Genomic DNA, 14,409 nt, shown 5'->3' with positions numbered 1-14,409 from the left:
TCCATTACAGAAGTTTTTTTCTCTCTTTGGCAGTAAATGCTTTTGACTCTTTCGCATAGCTGCTTATCCATTTCTTTATATCAGCAGACTGACTGCTGTAATTCTCTATTATTACCTTTTTATCCTCTTGTATATTTGATTTATACTTAACGATATTTGGTACGTGTTCCTGTATAATTAGTCTCACGAGTCTAATCTCTATATCCTTAGGCTTATTAGCCACAGATGCGTCTAATAATCCAGCTCCTTTTACGATAAGAGCTTTCTTGTTCTTAACTCCTTTTTCGAACTTTGCTTTAGTGATTAAGGCTCCTCCTACATAAGCATTTGCCAAGTCTGAGTCACCTAGTTTAAGCGTTTGATTATAGAACGCCTCTGCTTGTTCTACAGAGTTCCCCGCATGCTCAAAGCTCTCTCTAATCCCCTTAGTAGAGGTCTGAAAGAACATCATCATACTCGCGAAAAATACAGTTAAAAACTTCATTGCTATTTCTTTTTATACGTACTACTCATCTTTAATGCTACTGCTCCTTCAAAGTCGATCGCACTCTTCACCTTCACAGCTCCGTCTACCTCATCTATTTGTAGCGAAAAAGTAAGTTCGTTACACTTCTCAGGATTGATTAGCGTCATAAACTTAACATTAAGTACTTGCTCCATAAAAAGCTCATACTTTAAGATCTCCTCTGACAATTCTTTAATAATCTGAATCATACATATACCAGGCATTACTGGATTATTTGGGAAGTGCCCCTTAAACACATCATGAGAAGTATTTAATCTTACTAAAGCGGTATGTTGATTAGTGTTAGCTGTCTCCAGGCTAACTACTTCATAAAAATTGTCGATAAGCATAAATACCTATATTATTTCTTAAAAATATTTAATGCAAAACTAATTAAAAAAAACATATTCTTATTTAAACGCCATTTAACTTATTTACAAAAAACACAGTACTTCAGCCAACTATTTTCTTATATATCTGTTTATTATCTTCTTTTTATAAAAGAATTTCTCAATCCATTAGGTTAATTTTTAATTATAGCCCCTGCTATATAATAATACATGGAAACTCTTTTTTTAATTTTTATTCTTTATAGAGCTGTAATATCTACTAATAAACAGTGTAATGTTACACTACATTCCTCTAGTACTGAATCTCTACCGAATCTTAATTCTCTCTTTATTCCCGCTTTACCTATTAGTTCTTTCTGCTTTATTGCTTATTAACCAAATCATTACTACACGATTATCACCTACTTACTCTCTGTTTTCTCTCTCTTTCCCACCCCTGTACCTACTAAACACGACCTCCTTTCTCTCTCCTTTCTACCTCTTTAAATCATTTAAAACATTCGCAGTATATACTATTTATCATTAATACTATTCCATTGATTTCATAGCATTTTATATACATTGCTAGTATAGTCCTAGTATAATGCAAGTATAGTGGAAGTACCAAAACACTGTAAAATGGTACTTAGACTACCCTAGCATTATACTAATGCTATACTTACATATGCACGCAAATAGCGATTATATGAAAAGAAAAATCCAACCTTGATATAAGGTTGGATTTGCTGTAAGGATGAGGTATAAAAAAAGGTTTAGATAGCTCTCTCAAGCCCTCTAAACCTTAATCAATATTTTATTATACTAGATTAGAACTTAAAGTAAGCTCCAATCTGGAATGTGTTATTACGCATATAATCGTCATAGATGTACTGTACCCCGTTATAATATGTATCTGCTCCATTATTAATACTAACAACTCCAGGCATCCATCTAGCTTCTACTCCTAGACGACTAGTTATATCTAATCCGAGACCAAAGTTAAATGTTAAGTCTATAGGAGTGATGTTCTTATTACTACTATTAGTTGCAATTGCTAATCCAGGTCCTACTTGCAAGTTAACTCTACCAAAATGGAATTTATTAATCACGTTAATATCCACATAATCTAACTGTAAATTACTTCCACTGCGGTCATAATTATAGTTTACTAGTGATGGGTTTATATTATCTGCCCCCTGACGAGAGTATACTAACTCAGGTTGTAACTCATAGAACTTTGCTAATCTAATAGGAAGTTGTACCCCTAGATAAAAATTAGTACGATAATCTCCTTCTGTACCAGTCACGGTACTCATATTCCATCCTCCACGGATACCAGGATTGATTCTTCTCGTTTTCTCTTTAGCATAAGTCTGGCTTATACCTGCAAGTAATAATAGGGCTAGTAATAGTTTTTTCATAGTAATAGTGTGTTTGTATTTGGTTACTTATATTTATTCATCAGTCATAGGTGTAAGCTTTATACTCATCGGGAAGTTATAGTGTTCTATGGATAAGATAGGCTTGCCTTCCTCTGATTTAGTATAATTATATGATGCCTTAGCTTTATTAGGTGTTCCATAGATTAAACGCGATACACGCTCTAATGGAGTGTCCCATATCACTACAGTCTTTAGCTTATTATAACTCCCTAAGTATACGACCTGCTGTCCATCTGCTATCTTCTTAGATACAGGTAGATGCGCAGCTGTAAACAACTGAAAATCTTTAGCTAAAATATTCAAAATAAACTTCTTATTTATATCACTCATCACATAATTAGCTACGTATTTATCCTTATAAATAGAGAAATCAAATAATGTGTTACCGAAGTCTGAGGTAAGTACTACTCTGTGTAGCTGATCATCTATGCGCTTAACGACTAATAGACCACTAAGCTCGTTCTTAAACACAGTGATATTAGCTCTAAAGATGTGTTCTTCTCCTATTGTTGCAAAATAAGTATTCTTTACTACAGCCTCATTCGACACATAGTTGTCCTTAGGAATATCATCTATCTTGATACTCTTACACGAAAAAGCTAATAAAGAGAAAATACTAATTATTAAAACTCGAATCATTTAGCTTGATATTAGTTTTCTTATTCTTAAACACGATACGGGTATAGTCAGCCGATGGTTCTACTAACTTTACTTCTGATACTGTACTCTGTCCTTCGTCGAAGTATAGTTCTATCTGAGAGATGTACTGAGAGATATCCTTACTCTGAGGGATTAGTTTGGCTATACTGCGTTTACCATTTTTAAAATAAGATATTTTAAACTCTTTCTCATCAAACATATTGCCGCTAATACTACCTACTATTAAGTTGTTAATCTTAGCGAACTTCTTGTTATTTCCTATGTCTACCTTGTTTTTCTTTCCTTGGTCATTGATGCTAATCTTATTGTCTTTAAAGGCAATACTGTATTCAAATGGCGTACTGTACTTCCACAGCAATTTATTAGGCACCTGTAACAGCATTTCGCCTTTAGACTCGATGTCTTTAGACATAAAGCTCATGTGCTTATACTGTGTAAAATCTGTAGATAGACTTGTTATTTCTTTTGTTTTAGAGATAACTTCTTTCTTAAACGAAGTTATTTCTGATTGAGTCATTGCTTTCTCTTGTGCCAATGATATAGTAGTCACAACTAACATTAACAATGCACTTAATATCTTTTTCATACGCTTAATGATTTAATAATTCATCTAGAGTTACCATTTCATAGCCTTGTTTAGTCAGTTCTATCAATAGTAATTCTAATGCCTGTACACTTCTCTCTGTCGTATCGTGTAGCAGGATTATAGCTCCAGGTTTAATCTTGTGTTTTATACGTTCAAAAATACGTTGTTCTTTTTCAATAACGGTATCTAAAGACCTAATATTCCATCCTGCTATTTTATAATCTGTCTTAGACAAAGCTTTCGCTATCTTAGGATTAGTCACCCCAAACGGTGGTCTATACCACATCGGTCTAATGCCTGTGGTATTCTGAATTGTCTGTTCTGCTAATATTATCTCTTGATATACCTCATCTGCCGAGAGAAACCCCATACGTGTAGTGTGTGTCTGTGTATGGTTGCCGATAAGATGCCCTTCTGCTAAGGTCTGTTGAAGTATAGAAGGGTATTGTTGTACTTGATTTCCGATACAAAAGAAAGTCGCTTTCGCATTGTATTTACTCAAAAGTTCGAGCACCATCGGAGTGAATAGAGTAGGACCATCATCAAAGGTAATAGCGATGCGCTTTTGACGCTCATTTCTTTTAGAAGAAATAGCCTTCACAAATATATTCAAACGAATATCAAATGCTCCCCAAGCTAACATACCTACCCAAAGTAGTCCGCCTAAAACGAGCCACCATGCGCTAATATGATGTGTGTAAATAAGAATAACAACTGCTGTGAAATACAAGATTCCAAAGGAGTTGATTACTTTAAATCTCAACATTTTTTAAGTAAAGTTAAACTGTGGTCTTTTCCGTCAAACTGATTATATACTAAGATGTACTCTATCGACTTAGATTCTCCTGTGCTAAATAGTTGTTGGTATTTAAGCATTTCGCAGGCGTTTAAAAGACCAAAAGCCGAAGCAGTATGATATTCTCCACTAAACTCTTTAAACGTCTCTACAACGCTATTAGAGCATATATTCTGAGCTTCTGAATAATAAGTTCCATCGTTAGCAGTCTGGTTGCTACCTACTACTAACACCTCTATCTGATTAGGGGTTAGTGATTGTCTAGCTAAGAATGTCTTTATATAGTCAGGTACGGAATCTATTCTATTGCTAATATCAGTATCGACTACCTCAGCATAAGACTGAGCTGTTAGTCTATTCTCAAGAACCATAAAAGTAGCTCCCTCTCCATAGTTAACTCCTTTAGTGAATACTTCGTCTGTAGTATTAATCTTCTTCGCTAGTTGAAGGAAGTGCATTGTCATATCACCTATCTCATCTACGCCTCCAATTAAAGCATTGTCTAGTTCTCCTGCCTGTACTTGTAGAAGTGCGTCTAATAATGCTGATTCAAAAGAAGTATTTTGGTGTACATAAGTAAAGTTATATCCCATACATTGTAACTGTAGAGCTATTTGTCCTCCCACAGTATTATGCGTAGACTGGATAAAAGAAGTAGGAGTAAGGTAACTCTCATTGTTCTCTAACATCGCACATAAGAACTTCTCAGAATCTATTAAACATCCAAGTCCTGTACCTGTAATTACAGCGTCAGGCACTGTTATATTCGCCTCTTCTAAAGCAGAATGAGAAGCATATATCCCCATCTTAACTCCCTTAGCCATACGTCTAAGCATCCCAGCTGGGATAAGATCTTTATACGAAGGTTGAGTTGCCTGGTTTAAACCTTGAGAAACTTTAGTCAAATCTGCAGATTTAAAGTTTCTAGTTCCCTCTTGACATGAGACAGAACCAAGTCCATTTATATAAACTTTCATAGCTTAGAATTTAGAAAATATAACTGTTGAACAATTTCCTCCAAAACCAAAAGAGTTAGATAATACAGTGTTTATCTCTTTGTGTACTAAAGTAGTCTGAGGTCTAATAGATAACTCCTCCATCGGAGTCACAAAGTTCTTATTCGGGAACACTACACCGTGCTGTATAGCTAGTAAACTATATACAGCCTCGATAGCACCTGCTGCTGCAAGTGTATGCCCTGTATATGGTTTAGTAGAGCTAAAGAGAGGCATCTGATCTGTGAAGATACGCTGCATAGCTCTCCCTTCTGACAAATCATTATTAGGAGTAGCTGTACCGTGAGCATTGACATAATCAACTTGATTAGAAGACAGATTAGCCATCTTCAATGCTTTTTGCATAGCTAGATAAGCACCTTCACCATTCTCAGATGAGGCTGTCTGGTGGTATGCGTCATTTGCGTTGGCATATCCACTCACTACGCCTAGTATAGTTCTCCCATCAGCAATAGCAATATCTTCGCATTCTAATACTAAATAAGCTGCAGCTTCACCTAGATTTAATCCTTTTCTATTTTGATCAAATGGTGTGTTATACCCATCCGTAAGAATCATCAGTGTATTAAATCCATTGACTGTAAACTTAGACAAAGCATCTGTACCTCCAACGATAACACGATCTAGCTTACCTGCTTTTAACAGTCTAGCTCCCATCATTACCGCATTAGCCGCAGATGAGCACGCTGTACTAATCGTAGTCACAAAGCCCTTAAGCCCTATGTAATCCGCTATCTTATCTGTAGAATCTCCAGCTCCTTGTGCATCTATATATTTTCGACTAGCTTCTGTAGTCTCGTACTCAAAGAAGTACTTCTCTGTGTAATCCATACCTCCTACAGAAGTAGAAGATATCAATCCCGTCTTGCGGTCATTGATATCTCGTATTCCTGCATTAGCAATTGCTTCTTTAGCTGCATAAGCACCTAATAGAGCTGTACGCGTATAATTATTATCACTGCTCAATTCTAGTTCTGCTATTAATTGTTCAGTCGTCTTTTTGACTTGTCCAACTTTAATAGTTTCGCGGTGAATAGACTCAAATAATGTCAATTCTCCCACACCAGATTGACCTGATAGTAGAGCATTATAGTTCTCTTCGACAGTGTTACCTATCGCAGAGATAATTCCCATACCTGTAATAACGATACGCTCTTGCATAGTATATTATTTTGTTCTGTTAGCAGCAATATAAGTTGCCATTGTTTCAACTGATTGGAAGATACTACGTCCTTCTTTTGGATCACTTAATTTAATACCGTAATCTTTATCCATCAATACAATTAGTTCTAAAGCATCGATAGAGTCTAACCCTAGACCATCACCGAATAGAGGATCGTTATCCTGAATATCCTCGATTGTGATATCTTCTAAATTCAACACTTCAATGATTTTTCCTTTTAATTCAATCTTTAAATCTTCCATTACCTTTTATATATATTTTTAATATTCTCTCTTGTGTGTTCTACTTCACCTTGTTTATACGGGCTTACCATATAGCCAAAAAATTGATATGTTCCCTCTAGGTATTCCACCCAAGCACAAAGTACTTGCTTTGCTCTATTGGTCTCTAGAATATAACTAGCTTGAGCGTACATCAAATCAATATCGAAACGAGGTGAAACAAAAAACGTATTCTCTGACTGTAACTTATGTTTAATACTTACCTCAGCTAAGCATATATTCGCTAATGTATATACAAAAACTGCTGGACTAGGGTAGAAGCTTTCTTTTTCAACTATCGACTCACAGTGCTTCAAATCTGTATCTAAACTAGAACTAGCATTGCTAAATAACAAAGCGATATCACTGCTAGGCTTCTCGAACTCTTCATCCATCAGTAAGCACTCTGAACCAATAAAGGCAAGCTTACTCAATGCATCCATTTTAAAGAACTTCGGATAGTCTATTTCATTTGCTTTATAATAAGCTTTAGCAAAGGCTGCAAAGTCTCCCTTCTCACCTTCGAACACTACCTGGTCTAAACGACTAACCGTCTCGTCTGATACAGTACACCATTTGCTGATGCTATATTTGTGCTGTTCCATCTTACTTAATTTCGTTTAGCGATTAATAATGCAGTATTTGATCCACCAAAACCTGACGCTGTCTTTAAGGCTATGTTTAGAGAGAGTTCACTAGGTGTTGTTATTATATTCAACGGTCTAGAGACACCTGATACTTCATATCCCTTAGAAACGACTAATTGATTGTGAAGCATACTCTCTATCACTACCACTAATTCTAATAGTCCTGCCGCACCTAATGTATGTCCAAAGTATCCTTTTAAACTATGTGTAGGTACAGAAGCTAGTTCACATCTATCAAAAGCGATAGACTCCATCTCATCGTTATAGTTAGTGGCTGTTCCGTGAGCTGATACTAAATCTATTTGCTCTGCAGTGATACCTGATTCTCTAAGTGCTCCTTGTATACTCTGATATAGCCCTTCTCCTGTACGAGATGGTCCTGATATATGATTGGCATCTGCAATAGACGCTTCTCCTATCACTTCGAATACAGTATCACCTTCTAATCGGTTGGCAGATAAATGTACAGCAGCTGTTGCTTCACCTAAAGTTACTCCTTTGCGATTAGCATCAAAAGGCTTACACGGTTCGTCACTCATTGCCTGAAAACTATTAAACCCAGACACAACGAATGGCGTCAATTCATCACCTGCTATTACATATGCATCTTCACATACTCCCATCTGTATCATACGCTTCCCGACTGACACAGCTAAGATACCCGATACACAAGCATTACACACCACAATAGGTGTAGTCTTAAAGCCAAACAAGTCTGCTATACGCTGTATCATATCATTGATATTCGCTCCTTTAGCTCCTGTATTAGCTAGGTCATTTATATTTCCTTTGGTTGTCGCTAGTATTAACTGAGATGTATCAGTAGGTTTATTCTGATCAATCAACGGCTTAAGTGCTATAATAAGCATCTTCTCTAGTCGTGTAAACACTCCTGAGATATTTAGCTTATTCCACTGAGTATCTATTACCTCATCAGCTATCTGACCTGCATAGATGTCCTCTATAAAACCGAGTTGTCTTACTTTCTTTATTCCTGACTGCCCTTCTTGTATCCCTTGCCAAGTAAGATGCTTATCAGCTCCTACACTGCTCAAACAAGAAGTAGATGTGATATATACTTTCTTCATACTACAACAAACCAACTGTTCTTTTCCATTCTTCGTAAAAAGCAGGTAACTGTAAACACAGATTCCCCTCTTTATCTAAAAATACCTGTACAGTCTCACCTGTACAGACTACTTCATCTTTCTGATTATATATCTTAAACTTAAAGATAATCTTAGCCGCTTGCGTATTGATATAACTAGTCTCTACTCTCAATACATCTCCGTACTTAACTGTCACTTTATGCGAGCAAGATGAAGATACAATAGGAGTAACGTATCCGTTATCTATGGCGTCTAAGTAAGATATCTTATACTTACGACCAAATGCTTCTCTACCATCTTCAAAGTAAGTTAGGTAGTTACCGTGCCATACTATCCCTAATGCATCCGTCTCATTAAAACGAACCCTTACTTCTGTGACCTCCACTAGCGGAGATACCTCTTTATAAAGATCTTTTTTTCTTATCATAAAACAGTGCAATTAATAGTATTAGTAATGAAAACAAAAGTAGCAAAATAATCATATAGCGCGTTTGCCATATACCTCCATCCCTTAACAGGATAGTGTAGTACCCCTCTAATGCCCAATTCATCGGCGAAGCTTTAGCGATGTACTGCATAAAGCTAGGCATTGCAAATGTAGGTACCCATACACCACTCACTGCGGCTAGGATAACTACAAATGTAGCACCGAAAGGTGATGACTGTTCTTGTGTCTTAGCTATTGTTCCTAATAGCACTCCTAAAGACACAGCTGCTAACCCTGAAAACAGAGTCACAATAGTAAGCCCTAATAGGTTACTACTAAACTCAAATGAAGCTAAACCTATCAAAGGGAATACAAACTTCCCTACTAAAATGATTAGATAGAACTGCAATAGACAAATCACTAAATAAGTAATTACCTTACCTCCTAAAGTAATGATAGGAGAAGTGGGCATTGTATATAATCTAATATTTGTTCCTTGATTCTTTTCTTTGACAATATTCATCGATAGAGGTACGATGATAAAAAAGATTGCAAACAAGCTCCACGCAGGTACATTGTGTTGTACTGCATTTGGTATCTTGTTATACTCTTCGTCTTTAGGTGCTATCTCTTTAAAACTAATTAAGTTCTCCTGAGCGAATAACTCCTGAGGTTCATCACTCTCACTTAATTGAGAAGCAAAAGCACTGTAAATCGTCTTATTCTCTATCGTGGCTACTATCTTATCAATAGCACCTTTTATCCCTTCCTTAAACGAAGTCTGTAAGGCAGGATCAAAGTATAACTTTACTTCCTTAGGTGTAAATGGGGTAGTAGTACTCAAAGTATCTCCATCTACAAAGTGAGCTAATACACGATTAACATTACCATCTATACGCTCCGTAAGGCTACTACTTAAATGCTCTGGGATAACGATAGCTAACTGATACTGTCCTTTTCGCACAGCTTCTTTGGCTGTTTGTTCTGTTAGAGGGTTATTGTCTAATGTATTTATAAACTCGAATGTTCCTGAACCCCTTACTTCAGAGACTAACTTATTCGCTATCTCACCGCAATCAAGATCTACTAAGAGTATCTCCATCTTCTGGTTTGTGATATTCTCATACGTATTGTTCTGTATTAGCGTAACAGTGATTACTAGAAATACAGGCATAACAAAAAGTATCGCCAATCCACCAAAGTCGCGAATTAACAACAAGAACTCTTTGCGTATGTTCATCCACAATTTATACATCATCTCTTAGATTAGTACCGGTAAGAGCTAAGAATGCTTGTTCTAAAGTCTCTTTTCCAGTTTGTATTTTTAATTCTTCACTTGTACCCAACGCATAGATAGTACCTCTGTCTATAATAGCTATTTGCGTACACAGTTCTTCTACTTCAGCCAAATGGTGTGAAGTATATATAATCGTTGTTCCCTTTTGGTATAATTGCTTTAAGAAGTCAACAATAACTAACCTTGACTGCAAATCAACACCAACGGTAGGTTCGTCTAAAAACAAGAGACTAGGTTCGTGTAATATACCTGCGATAAGGTTCACTCGTCGCTTCATACCACCAGAATATGTCTCTATCTTTTTGTGCTTAAAGGCTTCTAACCCCAAATAATCTAAATAATGATTGACTCTCTCTTTCAGTATTTTTCCTTTAAGTCCATACATACTTCCCAAGAAACACAAGTTCTCATAAGCAGTAAGAGTAGGATATAAGGCATACTCTTGAGGAACCACACCTATCTGTTGTTTGATTGTATAAGCATGCGTGCTATAAGGCATCTCATTTACTAAAAGCTTACCTGAAGTTGGCTTAATCAAACCACATAACATAGATATCAATGTCGTCTTTCCTGCACCATTAGGTCCTAAGATGCCAAAGAACGTTCCTCTATCAATACAAAGTGATAAGTCCTTCACAGAAAAGAACTCACTTCCTTCATACTTCTTATAAAGGCATTCGATATCTATTATTTTATCTTGCATTATATAGCTCTTTTCAGTTTTTTAAAGAATTGTTCTTCCCTATCAGCTAAACTCATTAGCTCTTTAGATAAGGCGATGTACACATCCTCACCATTCTTTCTTTTCTTATATACTCTAGCTGCATTAACAGCGAAGTCACGCCAGCTATCACCTATTGTAGTCATTTCTTTAGACAGGTCTATTAATCTAGTATTTCCTATCTTGTTACCAGCCTCTTGTAAGAACGCAGCATAGATAAATCTAAAACCACCTCCACCAGTACCGATCTCTTCCTGCATACGCACCATCTGTGCTAGATAGTGATTAGCTTTAGGCACACCTACTTTCTTCGGCCACTTCACTATTGCTCGAGCTACCATACGCATCCCTTTTACACCCACTATAGGCACAGGAGCTAACATATCTGTACAGGTTTTCTTTATTGCTTTCCTGATTGCTACTTCCCAATCTATAGACTGAGGTAATTCTATCGGATAATATATCTGTCCTTTAGGAGCAAAAGCCCCTTGAGCAAAGCGCACACGCTCTAACTCAGCCGGAGTTAATGTAGTAGTAATTTCCATTACAGGATCACTCACTAAGAAATTATCTCCCTCTTTACCATACACCACTAAGTTATGGGCGTTAAAGTGAAATCTATACTCCTCTGGGAAATATGGTAAGTGATACACACCTACTTGTAATCCACAAGGTATTCCTTCTGCAATCTTCTGTTCTAGTACTTGCTGAGCTTTCACTCGATTAGAGAACTTGATACGCTTAACTTTTAATCCTAATCTCTTAGCCAAACGATTAAATATCAATCCAGGTAAAGGACGATAACTAATCGCAGGTGCGTGATTTACCTTCACAAAAGGCAAATACACATAGAACAACCCTGATCCTAACCCAAAAGCCATTGGCTCACTAATAGGTAGTCCTTGATTAATTAATAAATTAGAAGCAACACCATTTTCACAATGTGCTGATTGATGATGTTTAAAATCTACTATCATACTTTATTCCTTTCCCGTAAATGCTTTTAATTCCACTACCGTGATCCCAAAAGCATCTGCATATCTCTGTAATACTTTATCATTAAGTTTATTATATACTGAAGGTTTGAAGTGTCTTTTGACTCTCCATTTCCACATAGACACATATGCACATAGCGTCTGCATATCCATTCTATTTACCTCCATGAAGTAAACTATAGGGCTATAAATACCATCACTTACCTGCTGCTTCGCTTCGCGTATGCGCTCTTCTATTTGACTAAGTGTTGCTTCTTGCACAATAGTTTTAGTCTCCCAACCCGAACTAAGTGCAGTCACATACTCACCATCATCATTTACAGCATAGCACAGTTCTTTTATATCGTTCTCCTTTAGACTACTCTTGTCTTGTGGTACTTCAGACTCTTTCATAATAATCTTATTGTTTTTGTAAGAATAGATTTAACTCAGCATTCATAATCTCTATATCTCCTAGTAGTGTACTTACCTGCATCACACAGATTACAGTCTCACCACTATCTACTTTAGAAACCAATATACCTTTAGTCACAATCTCTTCACCTACTTTAGGCAATCTCTTTATACTAACTCGCTTTATTGAACTAATAAAACCTAGTACCCTGACATTTTCCCTTTCATTATCATTCTCATCAAAGAAGAATGATTGTCCTACTATAGCTGCACAAGTCTGTGCTGCATTTTCTATCAATGCAACCTCTTGTAACTCTCCTTTAGAAACGAAAATATTATCCTCCTCAATTAGAAAAGTCGTACTTACAGCCTCATTAGATATCTCGCTAATGATATCTACCATCAACATCGGATCTCGATGAGGTAGATAGTTCTGTATCGCTATAGATCTACTAGAACGTCCCATCTATTCTTCTTTAGCTAGAACAGTCTTCATCGAACCTGAAGCTATTATTACTTCGTCACAATATGTAGTTAACTCCACTAAAGTGACTCCCATAAACTCTTGTAATATATTTACTTTAGTATAAATCGTATCACCTACTTTAGGTAACCCATTTATATCTATCTTTTTTATAGAACCTATATAACCTACAGGAGCAGGCTCTTGGCGTAAATAAAACTGGTATCCTGTATGCAGTGCTACAGACTGAGCCATATGCTCTATCAGTCCTACCTCTCTCATGATACCATTACTCACACACAGATTATCATCTGCTATCGTTAGTCCTGCTGTTATCGTAGTCTCTGTATACTCATATAAGGCATCTACCATCACTATAGGTTCTCGTTGAGGTATCAACCCCTTGACTAGACTTCGATCTATTATATCTACTAATTTCATCATCTATACTACTTTTAAATAAGCATACGCATAAGAGAATCGTCCACTCTCTGGAACAGATAACATAATGCGATCACCTGATTTTAGTTTACCTGAATTCATCAGTTCTTCTAACATTAGATAGATAGAAGCAGAACCCACGTTACCTACGCGCTTAAGATTCATAAACCATTTATCCTTTGTTATTTCTAGACCTGCTTCAGCAAACTTAGTATATAAATTGTCCACAAAATAATGAGATGACACATGTGGTAGAAAATAGTCGATTTCACTTGTTTTGACCTTATGTTTTTCCATTGCACGCTTCATACTATCCACACCTCTCTCTAAGATATTTTCGTTTAATACCTTTACATCTTGCTTCAGAGAGAACACAGATTCAGTCAACCATTCACTAGCATTATAATCACTCCACGGCTTGATAGAACCATCCTCTAGTTTATCTCCACCAGCATACATACAAGCTTCTAGCTCATAAGCATAAGAGTAAGCATCCATCCACAATATCTCTAAAGAAGTCGTGTCTCTAGGTTTATCTTCTAGTAATAGTGCTGCCGCACCATCAGATAACATCCATCTCAAGAAATCCTTTTTAAACGCGATAATAGGAGTTTGTTCTAACTCTTTAAGGTTGTCTACTTCTGCTTCAAAACGATCTGCCTTCATCCACGAAGACACACGCTCAGAACCTGTACATACTGCATTAGCAGAGTTTCCAGATTTCACAGACATATATCCATACTTAAGCGCACTCATACCAGAACAACACACTCCAGAAGCAGAGTTAAGCTCTACAGACTTAGTCTTCATCAGACCGTGTACCATAGCAGCATGAGAAGGCAATAAATGATCTGGTGTAGAAGTACCACACGACAATACCTCCATATCTGATAAAGCGAATTGCTCATCACATAATCCCTTAATTGACTCGAAGGTAAGATCACTATTATTATGCGTCACATTACCACTATTATCGATAGCATAGTATCGTTGTTCGATACCATTATTGCGCAATACGATACGTCTAGCTTTTGATTCTTTATTGTCTATCTTACCTAATTTAGCTTCCATCTCATCGTTGCTAACAGCTTCATTCGGTAAAAACTTTGCACTCTTGGTTATATATACTTTATTCATAG

At 36.5% G+C, this 14,409-nt stretch carries 19 protein-coding genes; all 19 read right to left on the bottom strand.

Translation table 11 applies throughout. From position 1 onward, the window contains the following. Positions 1-4: 4 nt before the first annotated feature. The 19 genes from BMX53_RS04120 to BMX53_RS04030 all read right to left on the bottom strand — a co-directional run bounded on the left by BMX53_RS04120 (position 5) and on the right by BMX53_RS04030 (position 14,407). A complete protein-coding gene (locus tag BMX53_RS04120) occupies positions 5-484 on the bottom strand; it encodes a hypothetical protein (protein ID WP_038985565.1) in 480 nt (159 codons plus the stop codon). Between the two features lie 2 nt (positions 485-486). Continuing rightward, positions 487-855 (bottom strand): ApeI family dehydratase, encoded by a 369-nt coding sequence (locus tag BMX53_RS04115; protein ID WP_038985567.1) that lies wholly within the window; start codon positions 853-855, stop codon positions 487-489. A gap of 806 nt (positions 856-1,661) precedes the next feature. Beyond that, positions 1,662-2,255, bottom strand: coding sequence for an outer membrane beta-barrel protein (locus tag BMX53_RS04110; RefSeq protein WP_038985569.1), 594 nt, complete (start codon positions 2,253-2,255; stop codon positions 1,662-1,664). Between the two features lie 33 nt (positions 2,256-2,288). Beyond that, positions 2,289-2,915, bottom strand: a complete 627-nt coding sequence (locus BMX53_RS04105; RefSeq protein ID WP_038985571.1) for a flexirubin biosynthesis protein LolB2 — start codon at positions 2,913-2,915, stop codon at positions 2,289-2,291. Continuing rightward, positions 2,893-3,522, bottom strand: a complete 630-nt coding sequence (locus BMX53_RS04100) for a flexirubin biosynthesis/transport protein LolA2 (protein WP_038985573.1) — start codon at positions 3,520-3,522, stop codon at positions 2,893-2,895. The genes BMX53_RS04105 and BMX53_RS04100 overlap by 23 nt, the downstream gene beginning before the upstream one ends. Positions 3,523-3,526: 4 nt before the next feature. Continuing rightward, complete coding sequence (locus BMX53_RS04095) at positions 3,527-4,288, bottom strand: polysaccharide deacetylase family protein (RefSeq protein WP_038985575.1); 762 nt, start codon at positions 4,286-4,288, stop codon at positions 3,527-3,529. Next, positions 4,282-5,295: a beta-ketoacyl synthase N-terminal-like domain-containing protein gene (locus BMX53_RS04090; RefSeq protein WP_038985576.1), complete on the bottom strand. Its 1,014-nt coding sequence runs from the start codon at positions 5,293-5,295 to the stop codon at positions 4,282-4,284. Before BMX53_RS04090 ends, BMX53_RS04095 begins: the two co-directional genes overlap by 7 nt. Before the next feature lie 3 nt (positions 5,296-5,298). Next, complete coding sequence (locus BMX53_RS04085) at positions 5,299-6,495, bottom strand: beta-ketoacyl-[acyl-carrier-protein] synthase family protein (RefSeq protein WP_038985578.1); 1,197 nt, start codon at positions 6,493-6,495, stop codon at positions 5,299-5,301. A gap of 6 nt (positions 6,496-6,501) precedes the next feature. Next, positions 6,502-6,759, bottom strand: a complete 258-nt coding sequence (locus BMX53_RS04080) for a phosphopantetheine-binding protein (RefSeq protein ID WP_038985579.1) — start codon at positions 6,757-6,759, stop codon at positions 6,502-6,504. After that, on the bottom strand, positions 6,759-7,382 hold the full coding sequence (locus BMX53_RS04075) for a hypothetical protein (protein ID WP_038985581.1): 624 nt from the start codon (positions 7,380-7,382) through the stop codon (positions 6,759-6,761). The genes BMX53_RS04080 and BMX53_RS04075 overlap by 1 nt, the downstream gene beginning before the upstream one ends. 5 nt (positions 7,383-7,387) lie before the next feature. After that, the gene (locus tag BMX53_RS04070) at positions 7,388-8,512 is read right to left on the bottom strand and encodes a beta-ketoacyl synthase N-terminal-like domain-containing protein (RefSeq protein WP_038985583.1); all 1,125 of its coding nucleotides are present in this window, start codon (positions 8,510-8,512) and stop codon (positions 7,388-7,390) included. A 1-nt stretch (position 8,513) separates the two neighbouring features. Further along, complete coding sequence (locus BMX53_RS04065) at positions 8,514-8,960, bottom strand: acyl-CoA thioesterase (protein ID WP_038985585.1); 447 nt, start codon at positions 8,958-8,960, stop codon at positions 8,514-8,516. Next, positions 8,935-10,200, bottom strand: a complete 1,266-nt coding sequence (locus BMX53_RS04060) for an ABC transporter permease (protein ID WP_080752484.1) — start codon at positions 10,198-10,200, stop codon at positions 8,935-8,937. Before BMX53_RS04060 ends, BMX53_RS04065 begins: the two co-directional genes overlap by 26 nt. Positions 10,201-10,207: 7 nt before the next feature. Beyond that, the gene (locus tag BMX53_RS04055; protein WP_038985586.1) at positions 10,208-10,960 is read right to left on the bottom strand and encodes an ABC transporter ATP-binding protein; all 753 of its coding nucleotides are present in this window, start codon (positions 10,958-10,960) and stop codon (positions 10,208-10,210) included. Beyond that, positions 10,960-11,955 (bottom strand): BtrH-related acyltransferase DarH, encoded by a 996-nt coding sequence (locus BMX53_RS04050; protein ID WP_038985587.1) that lies wholly within the window; start codon positions 11,953-11,955, stop codon positions 10,960-10,962. The genes BMX53_RS04055 and BMX53_RS04050 overlap by 1 nt, the downstream gene beginning before the upstream one ends. Positions 11,956-11,958: 3 nt before the next feature. Beyond that, entirely contained in the window at positions 11,959-12,366 is a 408-nt protein-coding gene (locus BMX53_RS04045; protein ID WP_038985588.1) for a flexirubin biosynthesis protein DarG, read from the bottom strand. Positions 12,367-12,373: 7 nt separating this feature from the next. Continuing rightward, positions 12,374-12,832 (bottom strand): hotdog family protein, encoded by a 459-nt coding sequence (locus BMX53_RS04040; protein ID WP_038985589.1) that lies wholly within the window; start codon positions 12,830-12,832, stop codon positions 12,374-12,376. Beyond that, the gene (locus BMX53_RS04035; RefSeq protein WP_080752482.1) at positions 12,833-13,273 is read right to left on the bottom strand and encodes a hotdog family protein; all 441 of its coding nucleotides are present in this window, start codon (positions 13,271-13,273) and stop codon (positions 12,833-12,835) included. Beyond that, positions 13,274-14,407 (bottom strand): dialkylresorcinol biosynthesis protein DarB, encoded by a 1,134-nt coding sequence (locus BMX53_RS04030; RefSeq protein ID WP_038985590.1) that lies wholly within the window; start codon positions 14,405-14,407, stop codon positions 13,274-13,276. Positions 14,408-14,409: the final 2 nt, after the last annotated feature.

Origin of the sequence: Myroides marinus (genome assembly GCF_900109075.1) — a bacterium.
GTDB lineage: Bacteria > Bacteroidota > Bacteroidia > Flavobacteriales > Flavobacteriaceae > Flavobacterium > Flavobacterium marinum_A.
Note: the sequence above shows the minus strand (reverse complement) of the source record. Positions and strands in the feature narration are given on the sequence as shown.

Coding starts and splice junctions, on each gene's coding strand:
- BMX53_RS04120 (WP_038985565.1), bottom strand. CDS start 484: ATGAAGTTTTTAACTGTATTTTTCGCGAGTATGATGATGTTCTTTCAG.
- BMX53_RS04115 (WP_038985567.1), bottom strand. CDS start 855: ATGCTTATCGACAATTTTTATGAAGTAGTTAGCCTGGAGACAGCTAAC.
- BMX53_RS04110 (WP_038985569.1), bottom strand. CDS start 2,255: ATGAAAAAACTATTACTAGCCCTATTATTACTTGCAGGTATAAGCCAG.
- BMX53_RS04105 (WP_038985571.1), bottom strand. CDS start 2,915: ATGATTCGAGTTTTAATAATTAGTATTTTCTCTTTATTAGCTTTTTCG.
- BMX53_RS04100 (WP_038985573.1), bottom strand. CDS start 3,522: ATGAAAAAGATATTAAGTGCATTGTTAATGTTAGTTGTGACTACTATA.
- BMX53_RS04095 (WP_038985575.1), bottom strand. CDS start 4,288: ATGTTGAGATTTAAAGTAATCAACTCCTTTGGAATCTTGTATTTCACA.
- BMX53_RS04090 (WP_038985576.1), bottom strand. CDS start 5,295: ATGAAAGTTTATATAAATGGACTTGGTTCTGTCTCATGTCAAGAGGGA.
- BMX53_RS04085 (WP_038985578.1), bottom strand. CDS start 6,495: ATGCAAGAGCGTATCGTTATTACAGGTATGGGAATTATCTCTGCGATA.
- BMX53_RS04080 (WP_038985579.1), bottom strand. CDS start 6,759: ATGGAAGATTTAAAGATTGAATTAAAAGGAAAAATCATTGAAGTGTTG.
- BMX53_RS04075 (WP_038985581.1), bottom strand. CDS start 7,382: ATGGAACAGCACAAATATAGCATCAGCAAATGGTGTACTGTATCAGAC.
- BMX53_RS04070 (WP_038985583.1), bottom strand. CDS start 8,512: ATGAAGAAAGTATATATCACATCTACTTCTTGTTTGAGCAGTGTAGGA.
- BMX53_RS04065 (WP_038985585.1), bottom strand. CDS start 8,960: ATGATAAGAAAAAAAGATCTTTATAAAGAGGTATCTCCGCTAGTGGAG.
- BMX53_RS04060 (WP_080752484.1), bottom strand. CDS start 10,200: ATGAACATACGCAAAGAGTTCTTGTTGTTAATTCGCGACTTTGGTGGA.
- BMX53_RS04055 (WP_038985586.1), bottom strand. CDS start 10,960: ATGCAAGATAAAATAATAGATATCGAATGCCTTTATAAGAAGTATGAA.
- BMX53_RS04050 (WP_038985587.1), bottom strand. CDS start 11,955: ATGATAGTAGATTTTAAACATCATCAATCAGCACATTGTGAAAATGGT.
- BMX53_RS04045 (WP_038985588.1), bottom strand. CDS start 12,366: ATGAAAGAGTCTGAAGTACCACAAGACAAGAGTAGTCTAAAGGAGAAC.
- BMX53_RS04040 (WP_038985589.1), bottom strand. CDS start 12,832: ATGGGACGTTCTAGTAGATCTATAGCGATACAGAACTATCTACCTCAT.
- BMX53_RS04035 (WP_080752482.1), bottom strand. CDS start 13,273: ATGATGAAATTAGTAGATATAATAGATCGAAGTCTAGTCAAGGGGTTG.
- BMX53_RS04030 (WP_038985590.1), bottom strand. CDS start 14,407: ATGAATAAAGTATATATAACCAAGAGTGCAAAGTTTTTACCGAATGAA.